At 68.9% G+C, this 22,227-nt stretch carries 21 protein-coding genes and 1 tRNA gene; 8 read left to right on the forward strand and 14 right to left on the reverse strand.

All coding sequences use genetic code 11. From position 1 onward, the window contains the following. Positions 1–10: 10 nt before the first annotated feature. The 4 genes from ACX80H_RS10180 to ACX80H_RS10195 all read right to left on the reverse strand — a co-directional run bounded on the left by ACX80H_RS10180 (position 11) and on the right by ACX80H_RS10195 (position 6,445). Positions 11–3,433, reverse strand: a complete 3,423-nt coding sequence (locus ACX80H_RS10180; RefSeq protein WP_459313040.1) for an error-prone DNA polymerase — start codon at positions 3,431–3,433, stop codon at positions 11–13. Positions 3,434–3,502: 69 nt separating this feature from the next. After that, entirely contained in the window at positions 3,503–5,089 is a 1,587-nt protein-coding gene (locus ACX80H_RS10185) for a DNA polymerase Y family protein (protein WP_459313042.1), read from the reverse strand. Further along, complete coding sequence (gene imuA' / locus ACX80H_RS10190) at positions 5,086–5,901, reverse strand: DnaE2-dependent mutagenesis accessory factor ImuA' (RefSeq protein ID WP_459313044.1); 816 nt, start codon at positions 5,899–5,901, stop codon at positions 5,086–5,088. The genes ACX80H_RS10185 and imuA' overlap by 4 nt, the downstream gene beginning before the upstream one ends. A 151-nt stretch (positions 5,902–6,052) precedes the next feature. Then, the gene (locus tag ACX80H_RS10195; RefSeq protein ID WP_087072371.1) at positions 6,053–6,445 is read right to left on the reverse strand and encodes a DUF5997 family protein; all 393 of its coding nucleotides are present in this window, start codon (positions 6,443–6,445) and stop codon (positions 6,053–6,055) included. Positions 6,446–6,542: 97 nt separating this feature from the next. On the opposite strand from ACX80H_RS10195, the gene ACX80H_RS10200 reads away from it, so the two are divergent. Beyond that, positions 6,543–7,241, forward strand: coding sequence for a LysR substrate-binding domain-containing protein (locus tag ACX80H_RS10200; RefSeq protein ID WP_459313046.1), 699 nt, complete (start codon positions 6,543–6,545; stop codon positions 7,239–7,241). 76 nt (positions 7,242–7,317) lie between these two features. On the opposite strand, the gene budC is transcribed toward ACX80H_RS10200, so the two are convergent. The 3 genes from budC to ACX80H_RS10215 form a co-directional block, all read right to left on the reverse strand. Next, positions 7,318–8,085, reverse strand: a complete 768-nt coding sequence (budC, locus tag ACX80H_RS10205; protein ID WP_459313048.1) for a meso-2,3-butanediol dehydrogenase — start codon at positions 8,083–8,085, stop codon at positions 7,318–7,320. Between the two features lie 124 nt (positions 8,086–8,209). After that, positions 8,210–8,944, reverse strand: coding sequence for a GAF and ANTAR domain-containing protein (locus ACX80H_RS10210; protein ID WP_459313049.1), 735 nt, complete (start codon positions 8,942–8,944; stop codon positions 8,210–8,212). A gap of 228 nt (positions 8,945–9,172) precedes the next feature. Beyond that, on the reverse strand, positions 9,173–9,667 hold the full coding sequence (locus ACX80H_RS10215) for a Dps family protein (RefSeq protein WP_459313051.1): 495 nt from the start codon (positions 9,665–9,667) through the stop codon (positions 9,173–9,175). Between the two features lie 212 nt (positions 9,668–9,879). Here ACX80H_RS10215 and ACX80H_RS10220 point away from each other — a divergent pair, with 212 nt between their 5' ends. Next, on the forward strand, positions 9,880–10,419 hold the full coding sequence (locus tag ACX80H_RS10220; protein ID WP_459313408.1) for an SRPBCC family protein: 540 nt from the start codon (positions 9,880–9,882) through the stop codon (positions 10,417–10,419). A 52-nt stretch (positions 10,420–10,471) separates the two neighbouring features. On the opposite strand, the gene pstS is transcribed toward ACX80H_RS10220, so the two are convergent. From pstS to ACX80H_RS10245, 5 genes are all read right to left on the reverse strand, one after another. Then, positions 10,472–11,560 carry a phosphate ABC transporter substrate-binding protein PstS gene (pstS, locus tag ACX80H_RS10225; protein WP_459313409.1) on the reverse strand — a complete coding sequence of 363 codons (1,089 nt, stop codon included), beginning with the start codon at positions 11,558–11,560 and terminating at the stop codon, positions 10,472–10,474. A 97-nt stretch (positions 11,561–11,657) separates the two neighbouring features. Next, the gene (locus tag ACX80H_RS10230) at positions 11,658–11,879 is read right to left on the reverse strand and encodes a hypothetical protein (protein WP_459313052.1); all 222 of its coding nucleotides are present in this window, start codon (positions 11,877–11,879) and stop codon (positions 11,658–11,660) included. A gap of 101 nt (positions 11,880–11,980) precedes the next feature. Next, the gene (locus ACX80H_RS10235) at positions 11,981–12,778 is read right to left on the reverse strand and encodes an SDR family oxidoreductase (RefSeq protein ID WP_459313054.1); all 798 of its coding nucleotides are present in this window, start codon (positions 12,776–12,778) and stop codon (positions 11,981–11,983) included. 134 nt (positions 12,779–12,912) lie between these two features. Then, a complete protein-coding gene (locus ACX80H_RS10240; protein WP_459313410.1) occupies positions 12,913–13,377 on the reverse strand; it encodes an Hsp20/alpha crystallin family protein in 465 nt (154 codons plus the stop codon). 225 nt (positions 13,378–13,602) lie between these two features. Continuing rightward, positions 13,603–13,676, reverse strand: a tRNA-Val gene (locus ACX80H_RS10245). A 198-nt stretch (positions 13,677–13,874) separates the two neighbouring features. Between ACX80H_RS10245 and ACX80H_RS10250 the strand changes: the two genes are divergently transcribed. The 3 genes from ACX80H_RS10250 (at position 13,875) to ACX80H_RS10260 (ending at position 15,310) form a co-directional block, all read left to right on the forward strand. After that, a complete protein-coding gene (locus ACX80H_RS10250) occupies positions 13,875–14,126 on the forward strand; it encodes a DUF2630 family protein (protein ID WP_301224450.1) in 252 nt (83 codons plus the stop codon). Further along, complete coding sequence (locus ACX80H_RS10255; protein WP_459313056.1) at positions 14,126–14,788, forward strand: haloacid dehalogenase type II; 663 nt, start codon at positions 14,126–14,128, stop codon at positions 14,786–14,788. The genes ACX80H_RS10250 and ACX80H_RS10255 overlap by 1 nt, the downstream gene beginning before the upstream one ends. Positions 14,789–14,884: 96 nt before the next feature. Then, entirely contained in the window at positions 14,885–15,310 is a 426-nt protein-coding gene (locus ACX80H_RS10260) for a flavodoxin family protein (protein WP_459313058.1), read from the forward strand. 100 nt (positions 15,311–15,410) lie between these two features. Here ACX80H_RS10260 and ACX80H_RS10265 read toward each other — a convergent pair whose 3' ends face one another. After that, positions 15,411–15,668: a hypothetical protein gene (locus ACX80H_RS10265; protein WP_459313060.1), complete on the reverse strand. Its 258-nt coding sequence runs from the start codon at positions 15,666–15,668 to the stop codon at positions 15,411–15,413. Continuing rightward, positions 15,665–16,504 (reverse strand): non-homologous end joining protein Ku, encoded by an 840-nt coding sequence (ku, locus tag ACX80H_RS10270; protein ID WP_459313061.1) that lies wholly within the window; start codon positions 16,502–16,504, stop codon positions 15,665–15,667. Before ku ends, ACX80H_RS10265 begins: the two co-directional genes overlap by 4 nt. 69 nt (positions 16,505–16,573) lie before the next feature. Between ku and ACX80H_RS10275 the strand changes: the two genes are divergently transcribed. The 3 genes from ACX80H_RS10275 (at position 16,574) to ACX80H_RS10285 (ending at position 22,200) form a co-directional block, all read left to right on the forward strand. Then, positions 16,574–17,068 (forward strand): SRPBCC domain-containing protein, encoded by a 495-nt coding sequence (locus ACX80H_RS10275; protein WP_459313063.1) that lies wholly within the window; start codon positions 16,574–16,576, stop codon positions 17,066–17,068. 80 nt (positions 17,069–17,148) lie between these two features. Further along, entirely contained in the window at positions 17,149–19,782 is a 2,634-nt protein-coding gene (locus ACX80H_RS10280; RefSeq protein ID WP_459313065.1) for an ATP-dependent DNA ligase, read from the forward strand. Positions 19,783–19,797: 15 nt separating this feature from the next. Beyond that, positions 19,798–22,200, forward strand: coding sequence for a phosphoketolase family protein (locus ACX80H_RS10285; RefSeq protein ID WP_459313411.1), 2,403 nt, complete (start codon positions 19,798–19,800; stop codon positions 22,198–22,200). Positions 22,201–22,227: the final 27 nt, after the last annotated feature.

Below are 22,227 nucleotides of genomic sequence, written 5' to 3' on the forward strand. Positions count from 1 at the left end.
CGCCCGCACGTCAGCGGAAGTCGCGCGACCTGGTGGTGGCTCTCAGGTGGAGGACCTCGATGCGGTCCGCGACGAGGTTGACGATTCCCTCGGAGGACCGTTCAAGGACGCCCCGCACGATCACGCTGCTCGCTTCCCGCGCCACGCGGCGGTAGCGCTGCCAGACCCCCACCGAGCAGATGACGTTCACCAGTCCCGTCTCGTCCTCCAGGTTCATGAACGTGATGCCGCTGGCGGTCGCCGGTCTCTGCCGGTGTGTCACGACTCCCCCCACCTCGATCCGCCGGCCGGACTCCGCCGTCTTCAGTTCCAGCGCCGTCAGTGCCCCACGGCGTGTCAGCCCGCTCCGGGCATGGCGTACGGGATGGTCGTCCGGGGTGATCCCGGTGGACCACAGGTCGGACCCGACCTTGTCGATGTCCGAGAGCTCGGGCATCAGCGGCGGCTGGATGTACACGGCGGTCCCCTTGATCTGGCCCTCGCGCTCGGTGGATGCCGGCCCGGCGTTCCACAGCGCTTCCCGCCTGCTCAGTCCCATCGAGTTGAAGGCGCCCGCAGCCGCCAGCGCCTCGAGCTGCCCGGCATTGACGCCCGTCCGGCGTGCAAGGTCCGGCATGTCCTCATAGGGTCCGTTCCGTTCCCGCTCGGCGACGATCCTCTCCGCGAGCTTGACCCCGAGTGATTCGACACTGGCGAGCCCGAGCCGCACCGCATAGTTGCCGTCGCGGCGGTGGGGTGTCGAATCGAAGGGGGTGTCCTGGTCGAAGTAGCCTACCGGGGGCTGCTCGTCCTCGATGCAGCAGTCCATCCCGGTGGTGCGGCCCCGGGGATCGGCGGGAGGGTCGTAGCCCTCGAGCGGTTCGAGGTCGGCGTGGACGCCGGAGTGCAGGATGTCGGGCCGCAGGACGACGGCGCCGTGCCGCCGGGCGTCCGCCACCAGGGTCTGCGGTGAGTAGAACCCCATGGGCTGAGCGCGCAGCAGGGCTGCGAGGAACGCGCCGGGATAGTGCAGCCGCAACCAGGCGCTGACATAGACCAGCAGTGCGAAGCTGATCGAGTGGCTCTCCGCGAACCCGAAGTTCGCGAACGCGTGGATCTTGTTGTAGATGGTGTCGGCCACGTCACCGGTGATCCCGTTGGCCTCCATCCCCTGGTACAGCTTGGCCTTCAGCGAATCGATCCGCTCCTCACCCCGCTTGGATCCCATGGCCCGGCGCAGGAGGTCTGCGTCCGCACCGGTGCAGCCGCCCACCACCATGGCCATCTGCATGAGCTGCTCCTGGAAGAGCGGTACGCCGAGGGTCCGCTCGAGGACCGGCTTCAGGTCGGGGTGGAGGTACCGGACCTCCTCCTCGCCCATCTTCCGCTTGATGTAGGGGTGCACGGCTCCACCCTGGATGGGTCCGGGCCGTACGAGGGCCACCTCGATGACGAGGTCGTAGAACTGGCGGGGCTGCAGCCGGGGGAGCATGCCCATCTGGGCGCGGCTCTCCACCTGGAAGACCCCCACCGAATCTGCGAAGCACAGCATGTCGTACACGCCCTGCTCCTCCTTCGGGATGGTGTGCAGCTCCCACTTCTCCCCGAAGTGCCGTTCCACGAGGTCGAAGTTGTACTGGATGGCGGCGAGGATGCCGAGGCCCAGCAGGTCGAACTTCACCAGCCCCATCCAGGCGCAGTCGTCCTTGTCCCACTGGAGGACGGTCCTGCCGTCCATGCGCCCATGCTCGATCGGGCAGACTTCCCCGACGGGCCGGTCCGTCAGCACCATGCCGCCCGAGTGGATGCCCAGGTGCCGCGGGAACTTCAGGACTTCCTGCGCCAGTTCGACCACGGAGTCGGGGATGTCGTGGTCACTGCTGGAGACGAGTCCGCCCCACCGCTCGATCTGCCGCGACCAGGCGTCCTGCTGGCCCGGGCTGTGGCCCAGGGCCTTCGCCATGTCCCGGACCGCGAACTTGGGACGATAGGTGATGACGTTGGCGACCTGCGCCGCGTTGAAGCGCCCGTACTTGCGGTAGACGTACTGGATGACCTCCTCGCGGCGGTCCGAGTCGAAGTCCACATCGATGTCCGGTTCCTCGTCGCGCATGCTCGAGAGGAACCGCTCGAAGGGAAGCTGGTACTTGATGGAGTCCACGGCGGTGATCTCCAGCAGGTAGCAGACCGCCGAGTTGGCAGCGGATCCCCGTCCCTGGCACAGAATCCCGTTGCGCCGCGCGTAGTGCACGAGGTCGTGGACGATCAGGAAGTATCCCGGGAAGTTCTTGCTCTCGATCACCTCCAGTTCACGTTCGATGCGCTCGCGCACATCGGCCCGGCCGCCGTAGAGCTTGTCCGCCCCCCGCCACACGAGCTCGCGGAGGTAGCTCATCTGCGTGTGGCCCTCCGGCAGGTCGAGGTTCGGCAGGCCGGGACGGACGCTGCGGAGGGTGAAGGAGAGATCGGTGGCGAGGTCCACGGTGCGCTCCACAGCTCCGGGATAGTCCCGGAACCGCCGCGCCATCTCGGCACCGCTGCGCAGGTGGGCGGCCCCCGCGGCTGGAAGCCAGCCATCCATCTGATCCAGGCTCCTGCGGGCCCGGACCGCGGCCAGGGCGGAGGCGAGCCGATGCTGCTTCGGGGTCGCGTAGTGCACGTTGTTGGTGGCCACGGTCGGCAGCGCGAGGCGTGTGGCGATGGCTGCCAGGGCGTCATTGTGCGCGGTGTCCAGGGGGTTGCCCTGGTTGATGAGTTCGACGGCGACCGAGTCCCGGCCGAACAGTTCGACGAGCGTGCGGAGTTCCGCCTCGGCGGCGGATGCCCCCTCCGCGACGAGTGCAGAGCGCACCGCCCCCTTCCGGCAGCCCGAGAGGATCATCCACTGGCCCTGGGCGTGCCCGGAGAGGCTCTCAAGGTCGTAGCGGGGTTTGCCCTTCTCCGCGTCGGCGTCGAGCTGGGCTTCGGTGATGGCCGTGGACAACCGGTGGTAGCCCGCCGATCCCCGGGCGAGGACCAGGAGGTGCCGGCCTTCCGGGTCGGCTTCACCGTTCTGTGGTCTGGACAGCCCGAGGGAGAGCTCGGTGCCGTACATCGTCGAGAATCCGGGGTACTTCTCGGCGGCTTCCGCGAAGTGGACCACTCCGTACAGTCCGTCGTGGTCGGTGAGCGCCATGCCGGTGAGACCGAGGCGCTGGGCCTCCTCGGCGAGGTGCTCGGGACTGGATGCACCGTCGAGGAAGCTGAAGTTGGAGTGGACGTGGAGTTCCGCGTAGGGCACCACGGGCCCCACGGGGGCCGGGGCGGCGGCCGGAGCGGTGTAGGGCTGGCGTTTCCGCGACCACGCAGGGCTGTCCCCGCCGTCGGCGCCGGGGGGCGGTGCCCCGGGCCGGGTGGTACCGGACAGGTCCCGTTCGAAGTCCGACCACGGGATCGGCGGATTGTTCCAGCCCATGGCGTCCCTCCCTGTCCGGATGTCCTGTAATTGTCGGTGCGGGTGCCGGCGAGCTGCCGGGCACGGATGTCAGTCGTAGCCGGCTTCCACCCACCAGGCATGGTCCTCGAGGAGGAGCAACCAGGCCGATCCGGACTGGTCCACGAGCTGGAAGCGGTTGAGCACGCGCCCCTTGGGGTCCCACCACCGCTCGTTGATCGGCCAGGGACCGGCCCAGGAGTGCACGGGCCTCCGGCCGTCGTCGGGCCCGGTACGGAAAAAGGCGGGGTCGGCGCTCAGGAGGCCGCGGGGATCCACGTCGACCGGATTGCCGCGGGAGTCCACGACGGCGGCGGGCACGGGATCGGCGAACACGGTGGCCGGTGCCGGGCCGGGCAGGCGGCCGGGCCAGGGCTGGTTGCGGTCCTTTCCCGGCGCCTTCGCAGGCGCCGGATCTCCCCAGGGGATGACGACGCGGCGGTCCGCGAGGAGCCGCCCGCCGGCGATGATCGCGGTGAGGACGGCGCCGTGGCCCAGCATGCTCTGCACGCGGGCCAGGCCGTGGTGGATGCCCTCATCCGGTCCCGTCCCCCAGAGACCGTCCGCGTGGTCGCTGAGGTCCTCGACGATGTCGGGTGCCACGTGGACCCGCGTGATGCCGGAGGTCAGGCCGTGATCGGAGGCAGAAGTGCCCTGGAGCTGCCACCGCACGCGGTCCACGATGTCGTCGGCGTCGAACCAGCGCGGGTGCTGCCACCGGCGCTCGGACACCTCGCCCGACTCCGTGTGCAGCGAGACGTGCAGCGCGGTGCACACCAGCCCTGCCGCCCGCAGGGTGTCGACGAATTCGCCGGCGGGTGTGCGGAAGGCGAACGCGAGCTGGTCGATGCGCGCGAGGGGCGGCTCGAAGTCCGCTGTCGTGTCGAGGTGGGGCGGCGGTTTCCGGGCGACGACGTCCCGGTGGTCGAGCCCGCTCGCCTGACGGTGCGCGAGGGCTCCCTCGATGCCGAAGCGGTTACGGACGTCGGAGGCCTTGAGTGCCGCGAAATCACCGAGGGAGCGGATGCCGAGGCGCTTGAGCAGCACGGTGAGCCGGGGCTGTTCGAGGACTTCCAGGGGATAGCTGCCGAGGAACCACGGCGAGCGGCCGGGCGGGATGACGACCAGCCGGTCGGCATCGGGATCCTGATCCGTGGCCCTGGCTGCCTGCTCGGCGGCGAACGGGCCGTCGGCGACACCGATGCGCACATCGGTGAGGCCGATGGCCGCGAGGGTTTGGAAGACCACGTCGGCGGCCCTGCCCTCGCTGCCGTAGTAGCGCGAGGGTCCCTTGACCTTGATGGCGCACAGTCCCGGCCGGAGGACCTGGACGCCGGGCAGAATGGTCTCCAGGGCCGCGGTCACGGGTTCGAAGGTGCGTTCATCGAGCGAGGGATCGTAGGGCAGGGACACGAGCCCCGTGCTGCGGGCCTGGGCCTCCCGGATGCGCAGGCCCCTCTTCACGCCGTCCTGCCGTGCTGCGGGAGAGCAGGCGAAGACTTCTCCGCGGTCCACCAGGACGAGTGCCGTGTCGGCGGGAAGGGCGTGTTCGCGCAGCGCGGCGGTGATAGGCCAGTCCGGGCACCAGAGCATCAGGGTCCTGGTGGCGGGATCCGCGGGTGCGGGCAGGGACGTCATGAGGATCTTGCCAGCCGTGGTCCGAACAGGGCGGTGGAAGCACTGCCGGGGGCGGCGCCGGGCTGGAGTCCCTGCGGCAGAAGGGCCTCCTGGGACGCGGCTCCAGGAGTGGTGGCCTGCAGGTCCGCCAGCCCCACGTAGGCATGGCGGAGCCGTCCGGAAGGCTGCGTCGCGGTGATCTTCATGCGGCGCGCCGCCAGGTGGCCCGTTCCCGCGCCGAGGCCCTCCCAGGCGCTCTCGGCCACCCCGAGCGTGGAATCGCTCTGCTTCCAGGTGCCGAGGGTGATCAGTGCGGCACCACGCTGGCGCAGCCGTGCCCTGAGGCGGGCCCATTCGGTGGGCGCCAGGTGCTCCGGGGCGCGGGTCAGGACGACCGGGACCACATCCACGAGGGCTGCCGTGACGGTGAGCCACTGGGATCCGGGGTCGGGGACCAGGATGAGGCGTTCGAGGTTGATCCCGAAGCCCTGTGCCGCCTCCACGCCGAAGTCCGGCACGCCGATGACGCTGCACCACAGGCCCGCCGAGGAAGGGCCGGCGAGGAGGGCCATGGCGAGGGCCGGAGAGTTCCGGACCGTGTAGGAGCCCCCCGACTGGAGTCCGCCGCCGGGCAGGATCCGGGCGAGGGCCGGGACCGTGGGCAGACTGCGCGAATCGAGGGTGCTGGCCTGCATGCTGTTGATGCGGGCCTGGAGGCCGAGTGCGACGTCGGCTGGTGAGGTTCCCCGGCGGCCGGCAGGCTCCGGATGGAACGCCTCCCCGAAGGAGGAAGGCTCCCGTCCGAGGGAAGGGCCGGCAGCTGGAGGCGTCACTCGTCAATATTCGAATACGTGTTCGATTAAGTCAATCAGTGCGCCTCGGCCGGAACAGCGCTGGAATACGGCCTTTTTCTGGTAGGTGCAGCCCCCGGATCGGGCCGGCCGGCAGGCGCAGCACTGCACCTGCCGCCGTCGTTTCCCGATGTCAGGCGTCCGATGCCTTGCGCGCGGCCTCGCGTTCCTTCACCCGCGCGGCCTCGGCGCGGACGGCGGCCTGCGTGGCGCGCTCCGACACCAGCCAGGCGGGCGGATCCTGCAGCAAGGCGGTGATCTGCTCGCTGGTCAGGGGATCCGTGATGCCTCCACGCGCCAATCCGCTGATGGAGATCCCGAGCTTCTGCGCGACGACGGGGCGTGGGTGCGGGCCGTTGCGGCGCAGGTCGGCGAGCCACTCCGGCGGGGTCTGCTGCAGTTCGTTGAACTCGGCGCGCGTCAGCTCGGTCTCCTGGAAGTCCTGGGGAGCTGCGGGCAGGTAGATTCCCAGTTTCTTGGCCGCGGTGGCGGGTTTCAGTGTCTGGGGAGTTTTCGCGGGAGTCATTGTCCAAGCTTAACGGTCAGGCTCAACGGCTCCGGCTCAACGGCTCCGGCTCAACGGCTCCGGCTCAACGGCTCCGGACAGGCGCTACTGTGATCAGGTGCCCACCGACCAGCCCCGAACCCTGTCCGTCGGCTTCGTGCCGGGCGTGACGCCGGGCAAATGGGTGGCACGGTGGCGCGAACGGCACCCGGAGGTGCCCCTCGAGCTCCGGCAGCACGACGACGACGCCCTGGCGGCACTGCGGGACGGCTCCGACGACGTCGTCTTCGTCCGGCTCCCGGTGGACCGCGCAGGGCTCCACCTGATCCCCCTCTACGAGGAGCAGCCCGTGGCGGTGATGTCACGGGACAACGAGCTGTCCCTCTACGACGACGTTCCGCTCGAGGAACTCGAGGGCCTGCTCGACGTCGCGGAGTGCGGTGGCCCCAAGACGGCCGTCGAGGTGGCAGCGTCCGGCGCGGGCGTCGTCGTCCTGCCGATGTCCCTCGCACGCCTCCATGCGCGGAAGGATGCCGTGCACCGTCCCGTCCCGGGCCTGCCGACGACGACGATCGGTATCGCCTGGCGGATGGAGGACGAGTCCGACGACGTCGAGGAGTTCATCGGCATCGTCCGCGGACGCACGGCTCAGAGTTCCCGGCAGCCCTCGCAGCGCGAGGCGCCCAAGAAGAGTGCGTCGCAGAAGGCGGCCGCGAAGAAGGCCGCCGCTGGGGGAGCCAAGGGGCACAAGGAGAACAGGAAACCTTCGCCCGGAAAGGCCGCACGTCCTTCCGGTTCGCGCGGAAAACGGCGCTGACGCTCTCACCATCGGTGGGCCGCTCCCTCGCGGCACTGCTCCAGCGGTACTTCCGGTCTTGCTGTACTGCCGTGCTTCAGGCCTGCGACGGCTGGCCGTTGCTCGCCATCGTCCCGCCGTCCACGGGAAGGACGACGCCGGTGATGAAGCGCGCGTCCTCGCTCGCGAGGAAGAGGATGGCGGCGGCCACCTCCTCCGGCAGGCCACCGCGCCCGAGGGCGATGCGCCGCGAGAACTCGTCGGAGAGTTCATGGGCCGCGCCGTCGTCGCTCGTGAGGTCCGTCCAGATGAACCCGGGGGCGACGGCGTTCACCCGCACGCCGTCCCTGCCGTGATCCAGCGCGACGGCGCGGGTGAAATTGCTGACGCCGCCCTTGGCCGCGTTGTAGGCGCTCATCCGCCAGTCGCCGGCCAGACCGGACACCGAGGAGACGTTGACGATGCATCCCCGAGTCTCCAGGAGGTGCCCGAGGGCCGCCTTGGTGCCGTAGAACACGCCGGAGAGGTCCGTCTCGATCACACGGTGCCAGTCGTCCACGGTGGTGTCCTGCACGGTTCCCTGCGTGATGGTGCCGGCGTTGTTGACGAGGATGTCGAGGCGTCCGTACCGCTCGACGGTGTCCTGCACCATGGCCTCCACCTGCCCGAAGTCGGAGGAGTCCGCAGGTAGCGCCGTCGCCCGTCCCTCCGGCAGGGAAGCGACGACTGCGTCGATCTTGTCGGGAACCGAATCGGTCAGGACCACCCTCGCCCCTTCGGCGACGAAGCGCCGTGCCGTCGCTTCACCGATGCCGGAACCGGCTCCCGTGACGACGACGACCTTCCCGTCGAATCGCTGCTGCATGCTCGCTGTCTCCGTCCTCTCGGTCCTCCCACCATGGCACCCGCCTCCGCCCGCACGCAACGGGAGGATCGGCGTCGGCACCCGCTCCCGGCGGGACGTCCTATCTGCTACCGGCCGCCGGATCTCAGGGGTCGAAGTGCGTCTCGGGCTCGGCCTGCCCGATCGATGCCACGACGGAGGCGGCGATGTCACGGACCTTCTCGTTGCGGCTGTTGGACACCGACTTCAGGATGGCGAGGGCCTCCACCTGGCTGCAGCGGTTCTGGGCCATGATGATCCCGATCGCGATGTCGATGGCGGTCCTCGACGTCATCGCGGCCTTGAGGTTCGTGACCGAGTCACTGTGCTGGGCCAGCCGGACCGAGAGCATCAGGGCCTTGGATGTCTGTGCGACGAAGGTCTCCGCGGTGGCGATGGCCGCGGGATCGAAGCCGCCCTTCGCCGTCGAGTAGACGTTCAGGGCGGCACGGGCGCCGGCCTCGAGCGAGAACGGGACAGCCAGGATCGAGCCGACACCGTGCTCGGCAGCGCGGGAGAGATAGCTGCTCCAGCGTTCACCGGTGGTGACGTCGGCAACGTGCACCGTGCGCTGCTCCTCGCAGGCGGTGAGGCACGGGCCCTCGGAGAAGAGGTACTGCAGGTCGTCGAGCTTCCTGGCAGCCTCGTTGCTGCTGGCGACAGTGCCCGGCCGCTTGGTGCGCAGGAGGGTGATGCTGCACAGCGTCTCCCCGGGCTGTTCGAACAGGCGGACAGCGGCGAAGCGGGCGAATTCGTTGAGGAACTCCTCGACGTCGTCCGTGTCGAGGAGGAGGTCCTGGAGGTAGTCCGCGGTGGTCTGCCCGGCAACCTGGTCGGCCATGTGTACTGATCCTGTTTCGTTCAACCACAGGGCATCGCGTGCATCGGGCCTGCGGGGCGTCCGGATGTCTCCGGAACCGATACACAAACCCAGGGTGTCTGTGTTCGGCCTTCTGCTAGACCATCAGCCAGCCTACACAGTACGAAAGGTCGTACCAGCAGGCGGTGGCCGGACCGGGGCCGTACGGGAGGCGCGTGCCTCCCGTACGGCTCCGATCGGTGCAACCCGTCAGACGGTGGCGTGCTCCGTGCCGACGGGGGTGACGACCTCGGCCGTCGGTTCCATGTTCTCCGCGTCCACCATCCACGCGTACTGCTCCAGCTTGGCGATGAACCCGTGCAGCAGGTCCGCGGTGGTGGGATCCTCCTCGTCGATCTGGTCATGGACGTCGCGCATGGTCTTCACGGTTGCGTTCAGCATGCGGACCACGAGGCCCACGGTGTCCTTGGTGGAGACGAGACCGGCGGGGAAGGGGTCGATCTTGGTGCCTTCGGCGACGGCGACGCTGCGGCCGTCCGGGACGGCGTGCAGTGCGCGCATGCGCTCGGCCATCTCGTCCGCGAAGAGACGGGCGTCGTCGATGATCTCGTCCAGCTGCAGGTGGAGGTCGCGGAAGTTCTTGCCGACCACGTTCCAGTGGGCCTGCTTGCCCTGCAGGTGCAGTTCGACCAGGTCGACCAGGACGGCCTGCATGTTGTCCGTGAGGGTGGGTGAAGCCTTCATGAATCCTCCAGTGCTAGAGAAAATTTCCCCCTCCGGCAGGGCGCCCGAGGCGCCGATCCTCGCCGGGGGACTCCTTTCACACTAGCCCTGCGCGTTGGCCAAATCCAACGGATCTGCATACGCTAAGGGTACTTACGGTTAGCCGTCCCGTAGCCCAGAACGGGAACGGACGGCGCCGGAGTCTCTACGAAGGAGGAACCGTTTTGGCTTCAGTGCAGGAATCTATCGACGTAGCAGTACCGGTCAGTACGGCCTACAACCAGTGGACCCAGTTCGAGAGCTTCCCGCAGTTCATGGGCGGCGTCGAGTCCATCACGCAGATCTCGGACACCACCACCCACTGGGTGACGAGCATCGGTGGCGTGAAGCGCGAGTTCGACGCCGAGATCACCGAGCAGCACCCGGACGAGCGCGTCGCCTGGAAGAGCACCGATGGCGAATCGCATGCCGGCGTGGTCACCTTCCACCGCCTCGACGAGAACACCACGCGGCTCATGGTGCAGATCGACTGGCACCCCGAGACGTTCACCGAGAAGGTCGGCGCCGTCGTGCATGCGGACGCCGCGCAGGTGAAGGGCGACCTCAAGAGGTTCAAGCAGTTCATCGAGAAGAGCGGCGGGGAGACCGGCGCCTGGCGCGGGAACGTCGAGGCACCGCCGACCGGTGGCACCCCCGACGCGACACCCGCGAACAGCACGCTGCCGGACACCTCCACGAACGACCCCGATTCGGGCGGCCCGCGCGTCGGCTGACGGCGCTCCGGCGACAGGAGGCGGATCCCCCGGGGCCCGCCTCTTCGCTGTCCTAGGGGATGTCCCCGACCTCGATCGATGCGATCGACTCGCTCGCCTGCCGGGAGAGCTCGGGCGAGATCGGCGAGCTCTTCGCGGCATCCGCGGCCTCGGCCTGGCCTTCGGCACTGACGGCGTAGGTTCCGAAGGAGCGCACGACGGCGGCGGTCGCCTCGTTCTCGTAGCGCGCGCAATAGACGTGGTAGGACACCAGGACCAGAGGGTAGACATCCGGTTCGCCGGTGGTCCGGTCCAGGTCGAGGGCGATGTCGTAGTCCTCGCGTCCCGGCACGCGGGTCGCGAGGTCGACGGCGGCAGCCGCCGCCTCCGAGCTGACCGGTACGTAGTCCTCGCCGACCTTCAGGGCGGCGCGGCCGAGGGGGTCGCCCACGGCCGAGTCGTCGGCGTAGGTCACTGCACCGACGGTACCGGCCACGGTGCTCACTACGCCGGCGTTGCCCTTGGCGTTCTCGTTCTCGAGGCCGGCCGGCCACGTTCCGTCGGATTCCTCGGTCCAGATCTCGGGGACCACCGCGTGCAGGTAGTCCGTGAAGTTCTCGGTGGTCCCCGAGTCGTCGGAGCGGCTGACGGCCGAGACCGGCAGGGCCGGGAGGTCGACGCCGTCGTTCTGCGCCGCGATGGCGGGGTCGTTCCACAGGGCGATGTCGCCCCGGAAGATGCGGGCCACGGTGGCGGCGTCGAGCTTCAGTTCCGGGATGCCCGGGAGGTTGAACGCGACACTGATGGGTGAGACGTAGGCAGGGATGTTGAAGGCACCTCCCGGCCCGCACACCTCCATGGACGCGGCGAGTTCCTCGTCGCTGAGGTAGGCATCGGACCCGGCGAATCTCACGGCTCCCGCCAGGAGGGCCCCGCGCCCGGCTCCGGAGCCGTCGGGCGAGTACTGCACCTGGGCCCGCGGGTAGAGCGTGGCGAAGCCCGCGCGCCAGGCGTCCATCGCCGGGCCCTGGGCCGAGGATCCCGCGGCGGTCACCGCTCCCTGCAGGCTCGTGTCCCCGCGTTGCGCTGCGGCTTCCTGCTCCGCGCCCAGCGGGTAGTCGGAACCGCAGGCGGTCAGGCCGAGGAGGACGGCGAGGGACATGGACAGGGTGACTCGGATTCTCACCGGAGCAACGTTACAGGTGGCGAAAAGGTGAACCCAAGGTGGACGGTGGATGAACGTGCTGATTGCGGTCCGGTCACCCGCGGCGCAGGCGGTACCCGTCTGCCCGGTGCACGAGCCGGCGGCCGCCGCCGTCGTTCAGGAGGATCCACAGCACGGAGGCATCATCGGTCCTCATGTCCAGCACGCCGTGGAGCTGCGTCCCTGCCGGGTGCTGGAGGGTGACGTGTTCGCCACGCCTGAAGCCCGACCAGTCCTGGGATTCGGAGTCGCTGACGGAAGAGGGGGATGCATTCATGGCGGGCCTTTCACAGGAGTTCGTGATCCCCACGCTAGCCCTGCCGCCTGAACGCCCTCTGAACGTGCGTTGAAGGTTGGGCGGACGGACTGGATCCGGGATCAGAGGGTGCGCCAGTCCCCGCTCGTGAGGTGCGAGCCTGCCTGCGGCCCCATGAGGAGCATCCCGCCGTCCACGACGAACGAGGCGCCGTTGACGTAGCTGGACGCGCCGGATGCGAGGAAGGCGACGACGTCGGCGATCTCCTCCGGAGCGCCCGGGCGGCCCAGGGGGATGCCGGGGCGGTCCATGCTGCGCGGATCCTGGTCCTCGGAATCGTTCATCGGGGTGTTGATCTCGCCGGGCAGCACGGCGTTGGCGGTGATCCCCCGGTCGGCGAGCTCGAGCGCTATGGTCCTCACCAGGCCGCCGAGCCCATGTTTGGAGGCGTCGTAGGCGGCCGAGCCGACGCGCGGCTGCTCCTGGTGCACGCTGGTGACGGCGATGATCCGGCCGCCCCTGCCGCCGTCGATCATGTGGCGGGCGGCGCGCTGGATGCAGACGAAGGCGCCGTCGAGGTTCGCGCCCAGGGTGCCGCGCCAGGTGTCCCAGTCCGTCTCCATGAACAGGGTGCCGCCGTTGACTCCGGCATTGTTGACGAAGACGTCGAGTCCGCCGAGTTCCTGCGCGAGTTGGTCGATGACATCCCCGCAGGCCGGGGCGTCCGTGGTGTCCAGCTGGGCGACCGCAGCGCGGACGCCCTGTCCGCGGACGAGGCGCGCGGTCTCCTCGGCGCCCTCCCGGTCCGAATGCCAGGTGATGCCGACGTCGCATCCGGCGGCTGCGAGGGCGATGGCGGTGGCCCGCCCGATACCCGAATCGGAGCCGGTGACGATTGCCTTGCTCGGTGTGAAGTCCATACTCCATCCTTTGCGCCCGGGTCGGGCGTGTGCAAGGAAAAAGTGAGGGTGCCGCGACGGTATTGGACGGGGTCAGCGGCTGGGTTAAGTACAGCAACCCCCGGGCGGGTGCCCGGGGGTTGCTGCCAGGGGGGTCAGGACTCGACGGCTCCCTGGCGTCCGGCGTCGGACGTAGGGGATTCGACGGCCGTGGACTCGACCGGGGAGTCACCGCTCACGATCTCGATCTTGCGGGGCTTCGCCCGCTCAATGACGGGGATCATCACGCTGAGCACACCGTTCTCGTAGCGTGCGGAGATTCCCTCCGTGTCGACACCCTGGCCCAGGTTGAGCTGGCGCAGGAACGAGCCGCTCTCACGTTCCCGGGTCAGCCACTTGACGCCCTCCGCGCTGCGCAGCGTGCGCTCCGCGCGAATGGTCAGGAGCTGGCCGTCGACGTCGATGTCGACCGATCCGGGATCGATGCCCGGAAGGTCCGCGGCAAGGACGTAGTGGTCCTTCTCGCGGTAGAGGTCCATCGGCATGAGGCGCAGTCCCGGACGGCTCTCCAGAAGAGCGCCGGCAACGCGGTCCAGCTCGCGGAACGGATCAAACTTCATGGCCACTGGAAACATCTCCTTCACAGATGCCACCGGCAGATGGTGGGTTCTTCAAGGTTGAGCGTCCCTCGCTCAACTACGAAAAATATTAGCACTTGACCCGAGGGAGTGCTAATGGATCTTGTTCGCCCAGAACGAACGCAGTGCACATGAAAATGCACATGAAGAAGGCCCGTACCGAGCGGTACGGGCCTTCCTCGTGGTGCTGTCACCAGCCGATCCTCGTGCCTGCGCGGGGCCTCGATCCCCGGGCCTTCCGCGTGTGAAGCGGATGCTCTACCAGACTGAGCTACACAGGCAATTGGTTCTCCAACAGCTTAGGCCATCCGGGCGCCGCACCAAATTCCCCGTCCACGCGACGTCCTCCACCTCGGGTGCCTGCGCTGGCCATCGGTGTCCTGCCTCAGTAGCCTGAAGGAAAGCCTGCTGAGCATTGTCACCGATCCGGGATCGATTCCGGGCTTCCGCGGGCATCGCCACGACGAAGGGACCGCACCATGGACAACCAGGACATCCTGCAGCGCATCCAGGCACTCGTCCAGGAGGAGCACGAACTCCGCGAGCAGCCCCAGGACGCCGGTGCCGGAGCGGAACACCAGGACCACGCGGCCCGGCTGAAGCGGGTCGAGGAGGACCTCGACCAGTGCTGGGACCTGCTCCGCCAGCGCCGGGCGAAGGCCGACGCCGGGGAGGATCCCGCCGAGGCCGATGCCCGTCCCATCCCCCAGGTGGAGGGGTACCGCCAGTAATGGGAGTTCCGCTGGTGCTGTTCGACGTCAACGGGACGCTCTCGGACGTGGGGCTCATGTCCCAGCACTTCGAGGAGATCGGGGTACCTCCGCAACTCTCCGCCCTCTGGTTCGCCTCGGTCCTCCGGGACGGCTTCGCGCTGACCGCCGCCGGCCAGAACCCGGCCTTCCGTGCGGTCGCCGAGGGGGCACTGCACGCGGTGCTCGCAGGTCAGGTCCTCAACCGGGACACCGACGCCGCCGTCGCGCACGTGATGGACGCCCTCGAGGAGCTGCCGGTGCACCCGGACGTGCCCGAGGGTATCCGCGCACTCACCGGGGAAGGCTTCGGTACCGCCGCGCTCACCAACGGTTCCAGGGCGACGGCGGAGGGCCTGCTGAAGCGGGCCGGCCTCGAGGTCGACACGGTGCTGTCGGTCGAGGACGCGCCGCGGTGGAAGCCCGCCCCGCAGGCGTACGCCTATGCGGTCGAGGCGCTGCAGCGGCAGGCGGGCGACGTCGTGCTGGTCGCCGTCCACCCCTGGGACATCGACGGCGCCGCCCGCGCCGGCCTCCGCACCGCCTGGCTGAACCGCGACGGGGTTCCGTATCCGCCGGCCATGACGCCTCCGGACCTCGAGGTGGGGACGATCGCCGAACTGGCCGGCGTCCTCACGGCGTGAGGATCACCGGTCACCCATCGCACGGGTGACCGTTGCCGAACTCCCTGAGCCGGCCTGCAACACCTGCGGCCACGTGATCCCTCAGAAGGAGTACCCATGTCAGACCTGACCGCGTTCGCACTCGTCTGCAGCCTCACGCCGTCCCCCGCGCCGTCCAGTTCCGACCTGATGGCCCGGCATATCCTCGACCAGTTCGCGGAACGGGGTATCACCACATCCAGTGCCCGTGTGGTGGACCACGATGTCGCTCCCGGCGTACAGAAGGACATGGGCAACGGAGACGAGTGGCCCGCTCTCCGCGAGAAGATCCTCGCCGCCGACATGATGCAGGGACTCAACGACATCGGCTTCTCCCTGCCGTCGCAGGGCTCCACCTACTGGGTGGGCGAGGCCATGCAGTCGGTCGACTTCAAGGACCTCGCGGAAGTACCCGAGCTGGTCGCCACGACCACGGCGGGTGTCGTCCGTAACGCCGAGCACCTGGCGAAGCTGCTGCGGCGGGAGAACTTCCCGCTCGAATAGGACGGTCGGTCCGTACGCGACTCCCCGGAGCCGACGGCGTCGATGACTCCGGGTTCCGCATGGCGGGGAACGCCACTCGGGGCGCCGGTGGAGGCAGAGGTCAGGCCCGCCTGCGACGCGAAAGCCAGGACAGCGTCAGTGCACCGGCACTGCGCCGGAAACCGCTGCGGCCGGAGACCACCTCGAGAACCGCCCAGGCGGCCAGGGAGACGGAACTCGCGAGGCGCAGGCGCTCGCGGTTCCTCTCCTCGAGGGCCAGAAAGGACGCGGCGCCGAACAGCGCCCAGCCGAGGATCGGTGCGTTCGGCTTCATGGCGATGGTCTGGCGGCCGAGGCTGTCGGTGAAGAAACCCATCATGCGCCCTTCTGCTTCGAGGTCCCGGAGGCCTTCTTGGCGTCGGCCTTCTTCTCGCGGTTCTTCTCGACACTGCGGCGGAGGGCCTCCATGAGGTCCAGCACGTTGTCGCCGTCGTCCTCGTCCTTGTTCGCGCCGAAGGTCTCCTCGGTGTCGATGGTGTCGCCCTTCTCGATCTTGGCGTCGATCAGGGTGCGCAGCTGGACCTGGTAGTCGTCGGTGAAGTTCTCCGGATCGAAATCCGTGGAGAAGGAGTCCACGAGCGCCGCCGACATCTGCTTCTCCTTCGCGGAGATGCGGACCTTCTCCTCCAGGGCGGGGAAGGATGCCTCCCGGACCTCGTCATCCCACAGCAGCGTCTGGAGCATGAGGACGTCCCCGCGGACGCGCAGCGCGGCGAGCCGGCTCTTCTGGCGGAGGGAGAACTGCACGATCGCGGTCCGGTCCGTCTCCTCGAGCGTGCGCCGCAGCAGGACGTAGGCCTTGGTCGAGGTGCTGTCCGGCTCGAGGAAGTAGGCGCGGTCGAACATGATCGGGTCGATCTGGTCGCTCGGCACGAACTCGACCACCTCGATCTCCCGGCTCTTCTCGACCGGCAGGGAGGAGAGGTCCTCCTCCGTCAGGACGACCGTGTGCTCGCCGTCGTCGTACGCCTTGTCGATGTGCTTGAAATCCACGACCTCGTCACAGACCTCGCAGCGCCGCTGGTACCGGATGCGGCCGCCGTCCTTGTCATGCACCTGGTGGAGGGCGATGTCGTGGTCCTCCGTGGCGCTGTAGACCTTCACCGGCACATTGACCAGGCCGAACGCGACCGCGCCCTTCCAGATGGCTCTCATGGGTCAAGTGAACACCAAGCAGGCTTACCGTGCCAGAGGATGCCCGCCGTCCACCCCTAGACTTGAGGCGTGACTTCCGAGACCGTAGAGCCCATCGTCAGCAAGACAACCAGCGACGACGGCGGCACCGTGCTGCGCCTGGAGTTCCAGTTCGCGTTCCCGCCGACCGTGCTGTGGAAGCACCTGACCGAGGCGGACAAGCTGAAGTACTGGTTCCCCTGCGAGATGGAGTTCGAACCGCGCAAGGACGAGGAGATCCTCTTCCGCTACGCCGACCAGAAGCCCCTCCGCGGCGTGGTGCTGGAGGTCGAACGGCCCTCGGTCCTCGCCTACACCTGGGAGAAGGACAGCCTGCGCTGGGAACTGGCGCGGACGGGGGACAACGGCACGCAGGTTGTGCTGTTCCTGACGCCGGGCAGCCCCCGGCACTCGGCGACCATGGCCGCCGGGTGGCACCTCACCATCGCCGGGCTCGACGATTTCCTGAACAAGCGCAACCTCGGCCAGGACCCGGCTCTGTGGGACATCTATGTGAACCGGTACCGCGAGCAGTTCGCCGACTAGGCTCCAACAGCTCCCCGCCGTGCGGTACGCCGGCTGATTGGGACTGGAATACCGCCGGCATCCGGTCAAGACTGGGGGACATGGCCCCTCCCCGCAGCTCACGGCAGCAGACCGTTACCGTGGACGGGCGCACCCTACGGCTGTCCAACCTGGACAAGGTGCTGTATCCGGCGACGGGGACCACCAAGGCGGACGTCCTCGCCTACTACGCGGCGGTGGCCCCGCACCTGATCCGGCACGCGGCGCATCGTCCGGTCACGCGCAAACGCTGGGTCCATGGCGTCGGCACCCCGGAGGCGCCCGGCGAGATGTTCTTCCAGAAGAACATCGACGACAACGCACCGGACTGGGTGCCGCGGAACGCGATCCAGCACAAGGACCACGTGAACGTCTATCCCCTGGTCAACGACCTGGCGACGCTCACCTGGCTCGGGCAGATCGCCGCGATCGAGATCCACGTGCCGCAGTGGCGCTTCGACGCCGACCGTGCGAAGGCGAACCCTGACCGCCTCGTGCTGGACCTCGACCCGGGCAAGGGCGCCGCGCTCGCGGAATGCGCCGAGGTGGCCCGGCTCGCCCGGCCCATCCTGCAGGGCATGGGACTCGAACCGTTCCCCGTCACCAGCGGGTCGAAGGGCATCCACCTCTACTGCGCGCTCGACGGCCGGCAGACCTCGGAGCAGGTCTCCGCCGTCGCCCACGAACTGGCGCGCGCCCTCGAGGCCGACCATCCCGACCTGGCGGTCAGCGACATGAAGAAGGCGCTGCGCTCGGGCAGGGTGCTGGTCGACTGGAGCCAGAACCACGTCAACAAGACGACCGTGAGCCCGTACTCCCTCCGCGGGCGCTTCGAGCCGACGGTCGCGGCGCCGCGTACGTGGGAGGAGCTCGACGACGCCGACCTCGGGCACCTCGACTACCGGGAGGTGATGCGGCGCATCGAGTCCCTGGGGGACATCCTCGCTCCCGCGACACCGTCCGCCACCTTCGCCGACGCGACACAGGACGCGCCGGACCGGCTGTCTACGTACCGGGCCATGCGGGACGCGTCCCGCACCCCGGAGCCTGTTCCCGAGACCGTGGGCCCGCCGGGCGGCAACAGCTTCGTCATCCAGGAGCACCATGCCCGGCGTCTGCACTACGATTTCCGGCTCGAGCGCGATGGCGTGCTGGTCTCGTGGGCCATCCCGAAGGGTCCGCCGCTGACGCCGAGCAGGAACCATCTCGCGGTCCAGACGGAGGACCATCCGCTCGACTACGGATCCTTCGCCGGAATTATTCCCAAGGGGGAATATGGAGCCGGTGAGGTCTTTCTCTGGGATTCCGGCACCTACGAGCTGGAGAAGTGGCGGGACGGCAAGGAAGTCATCTGCACGCTCCACGGGAGGCCGGACGGCGGCCTGGCACGCGGCGGCACCGCGGTCCGCAGGTACGCGCTCATCAATACCGGGGCCGGACCGAATGGCAAGACCAACTGGCTGATCCACCTCATGAAGGACCAGCCGGCGCAGGATGCCGGGCAGGACGCCGCGCCGGGCCGCGGCGTCGATCCTGCAGGTTCCGCGCCGGCACCTGAGGACGGTGCCTCCCGGAATGGCGCCGACGTTCCGGCTGCCCCGAGTTCCCCGCCGAGTTCCCCGCCGAGTTCCCCGCCGAGTTCCCCGCCGAGTTCCCCGCCGAGTTCCCCGCCGAGTTCCCCGCCGAGTTCCCCGCAGGGCCCGGCGGACGAGCGCGCCCGCCCTGCCGGACCCGACATCGTCCGCCCCATGCTCGCCACGCTCGGGTCCGAGCAGGCCATCCCCACTCCGGACGAGTGGGCCTACGAGATGAAGTGGGACGGCGTACGCTGCATCGCCGTCGTCCGGGGCGGCGTCGTCACCCTGGTCAGCCGCAACGGCATCGACACCACGCGCACCTACCCGGAACTCGGCGACCTCGGCGAATTCCTCAGCGCCGACAGCGCCGTGCTCGACGGCGAGATCGTGGCCCTCAACGCGAAGGGCCGCCCCGACTTCAGCCTCCTCCAGACGCGCATGAAGCTGACGCACCGTGCAGAGATCGACGCGACCCGGCAGAAGACGCCCGTACGCCTCATGCTCTTCGACCTGCTGGAACTCGACGGCAACGACCTCACAGGCCTGGAGTACTGCCAGCGGCGGGAACTCCTCGAGAAGGCGGTGGACGAGGCGGAGGACGGCCACGTCCAGGTGCCGCGGGCCCTCGACGCGACGCTCGAGGAGGCAGTGGAGGCGAGCAGGCAGCTGGGTCTCGAAGGCATCATGGCCAAGCGGCTCTCGAGCGACTACCAGCCCGGGACGCGGTCGGCGTCGTGGGTGAAGATCAAGCACCTGCACACGCAGGAGGTCGTCGTGGTGGGGTGGCGGCCGGGCAAGGGCAACCGTGCGGCGAAGGTCGGCTCCCTCCTCGTCGCCGTTCCCGACGGCGTCGACCTGCGCTACGTGGGACGCGTCGGGTCCGGCCTCACCGAGCGGGACCTCGCCGAAGTGGGCGCCCGGCTCAAGAAGCTGGCACGGAAGACGGCACCGCTCGACGACGTCCCGGGGGCCGACGCGTCCGACGCCCACTGGGTGCGGCCCGCCCTCGTGGGCGAAGTCCAGTACAGCGAGCACACGGGCTCCGGGCGCCTCCGGCACCCCGTGTGGCGGGGGTGGAGGCCTGACAAGACGCCCTCGGACGTCGTCATCGAATTCTGACGTCCCACCGTTCGTATAACCCAGGAGGAATATATGACCGATCCCAACGTCCAGCGGCTCGACGCGTGGTGGCGTGCCGCCAACTACCTCTCGGTAGGCCAGATCTACCTGAAGGACAATGCCCTCCTGACGCGGCCGCTGGAGCGCGAGCATGTGAAGGCACGCCTCCTGGGCCACTGGGGGACCACGCCCGGCCTCAATTTCGTCTATACCCATCTGAACCGCGTCATCTCCGAGCGGAGGCAGGAGATGCTGTTCGTCACCGGTCCCGGTCACGGTGGACCCGCCAACGTGGCCAACGCCTGGCTGGAGGGCACGTACTCGGAGGTCTATCCCTCCATCGGCAGGGATGCTGCGGGGCTCGACGCCCTGTTCCGGCAGTTCAGCTACCCCGGCGGTATTCCTTCGCACGCAGCGCCGGAAACACCCGGCTCCATCCACGAGGGCGGCGAGCTGGGATATACCCTGGCCCATGCCTACGGCGCCGTCTTCGACAACCCGTCCCTCATCGCCGCCGCGGTGGTCGGGGACGGCGAGGCCGAGACCGGGCCGCTGGCCACCAGCTGGCACTCCACCAGCTTCGTCGACCCGGCCGTGGACGGAGCCGTGCTTCCGATCCTGCACCTGAACGGCTACAAGATCGCGAACCCCACGGTGCTCGCCCGGATGCCCGAGGAGCAGCTGCGGCAGCTGATGTACGGCTACGGGTACGACCCGCACTTCGTCACCGTCTCGGATCCCGCGGCGACCGAGGCGGCACACAGGGACTTCGCCGCCGTCCTCGACGCGTGCATCGACGATATCCACGCCATCCAGAAGAAGGCCCGCACCTCGCCGGCCGGCGCGGACGCTGCCGCCGCCCGGTGGCCCATGATCGTCCTGCGCTCGCCGAAGGGCTGGACCGGCCCGGCCGAGGTGGACGGCAAACCCGTCGAGGGTACCTGGCGGTCCCATCAGGTGCCGCTCTCGGGGGTCGACAGCGACGATGAGCATTTGCACCAGCTCGAGGAGTGGATGCGGTCCTACGACCCGGCGTCGCTGTTCACCGCCACGGGCGAGCTGCGGCCCGAGATCGCGGCCCTCGCCCCCGACGGCGACCTCCGCATGAGCGCGACGCCGTACGCCAACGGCGGCCGGCTCCTCCGCGACCTCGTGCTGCCGTCCTACGCGGACCATGCCGTCGAGGTGTCGCGTCCAGGGTCGGAGAACGTCAGCCCGATGACCACGGTGGGCGGGTACCTGCGGGACATCATCGAACTCAATCCCTCCGACTTCCGCCTGTTCGGTCCCGACGAGACGGCCTCGAACCGGCTGTCCGCCGTCCTCGAAGTGACGGACAAGGTCTGGGAGCCGCGCATCGAGGACGTCGACGAGCACCTCGCGCGGTCGGGGCGCGTGATGGAGGTCCTCAGCGAACACCTCTGCCAGGGCTGGCTCGAGGGGTACCTGCTGACAGGCCGCCACGGGGTCTTCAACTGCTACGAGGCGTTCGTGCACATCGTCGACTCGATGTTCAACCAGTTCGCGAAGTGGCTCAAGGTACACCGCGCACTGTCCTGGCGCCGGCCCATCGCATCGTTCAACTATCTGCTGTCGAGCCACGTCTGGCAGCAGGACCACAACGGGTTCTCCCACCAGGACCCCGGGTTCATCGACCACGTGGTCAACAAGAAGGCGGACGTCGTCCGGGTCTACCTGCCTCCGGATGCCAACACGATGCTCGCGGTGACGGAGCACTGCCTGCAGACGCGGGACACCGTCAACGTGATCGTGACCGGCAAGCAGCCCACGCCGACCTGGCTGGGGCCGGAGGAGGCGCACCTGCACGTCAGGCGCGGCATCGGTATCTTCGGGTTCGCGGGATCGGAGGAGCCCGGGACGGAGCCCGACGTCGTCCTTGGGTGCGCCGGCGACGTCCCGACCCTCGAGGCCGTGGCGGCGGCAGGCCTGCTGAAGGCCGGCATCCCCGGGCTGAAGATCCGCGTGGTCAACGTCGTGGACCTCATGCGGCTGCAGGATGAGACGGAGCACCCGCACGGCCTGTCCGCCCGCGATTTCGACACGCTGTTCACCACCACCAGGCCCGTGGTGTTCGCCTACCACGGCTATCCGTGGCTCATCCACCGGCTGACGTACCGCAGGACCAACCACGCCAACCTTCACGTGCGCGGGTACAAGGAGGAGGGGACGACGACCACGCCGTTCGACATGGCGATGCTGAACCAGATCGACCGCTTCCAGCTCGCCATGGACGTGATCGACCGCGTGCCCACCCTCGGCGCGACGGAGGCGCGGTTCCGGCAGGACCTGCAGGACCAGCGGCAGCGGGCCTGGCAGTACACGCGCGACGCCGGGAAGGACCTCGAGTCCATCACCGGCTGGACCCTCGACGAGTCCTCGCCCGACGACGCTCCATAGGCCGGCGTCCCCCGACCGAACGACGCG

It is taken from the genome of Arthrobacter pasteuri, assembly GCF_054510955.1.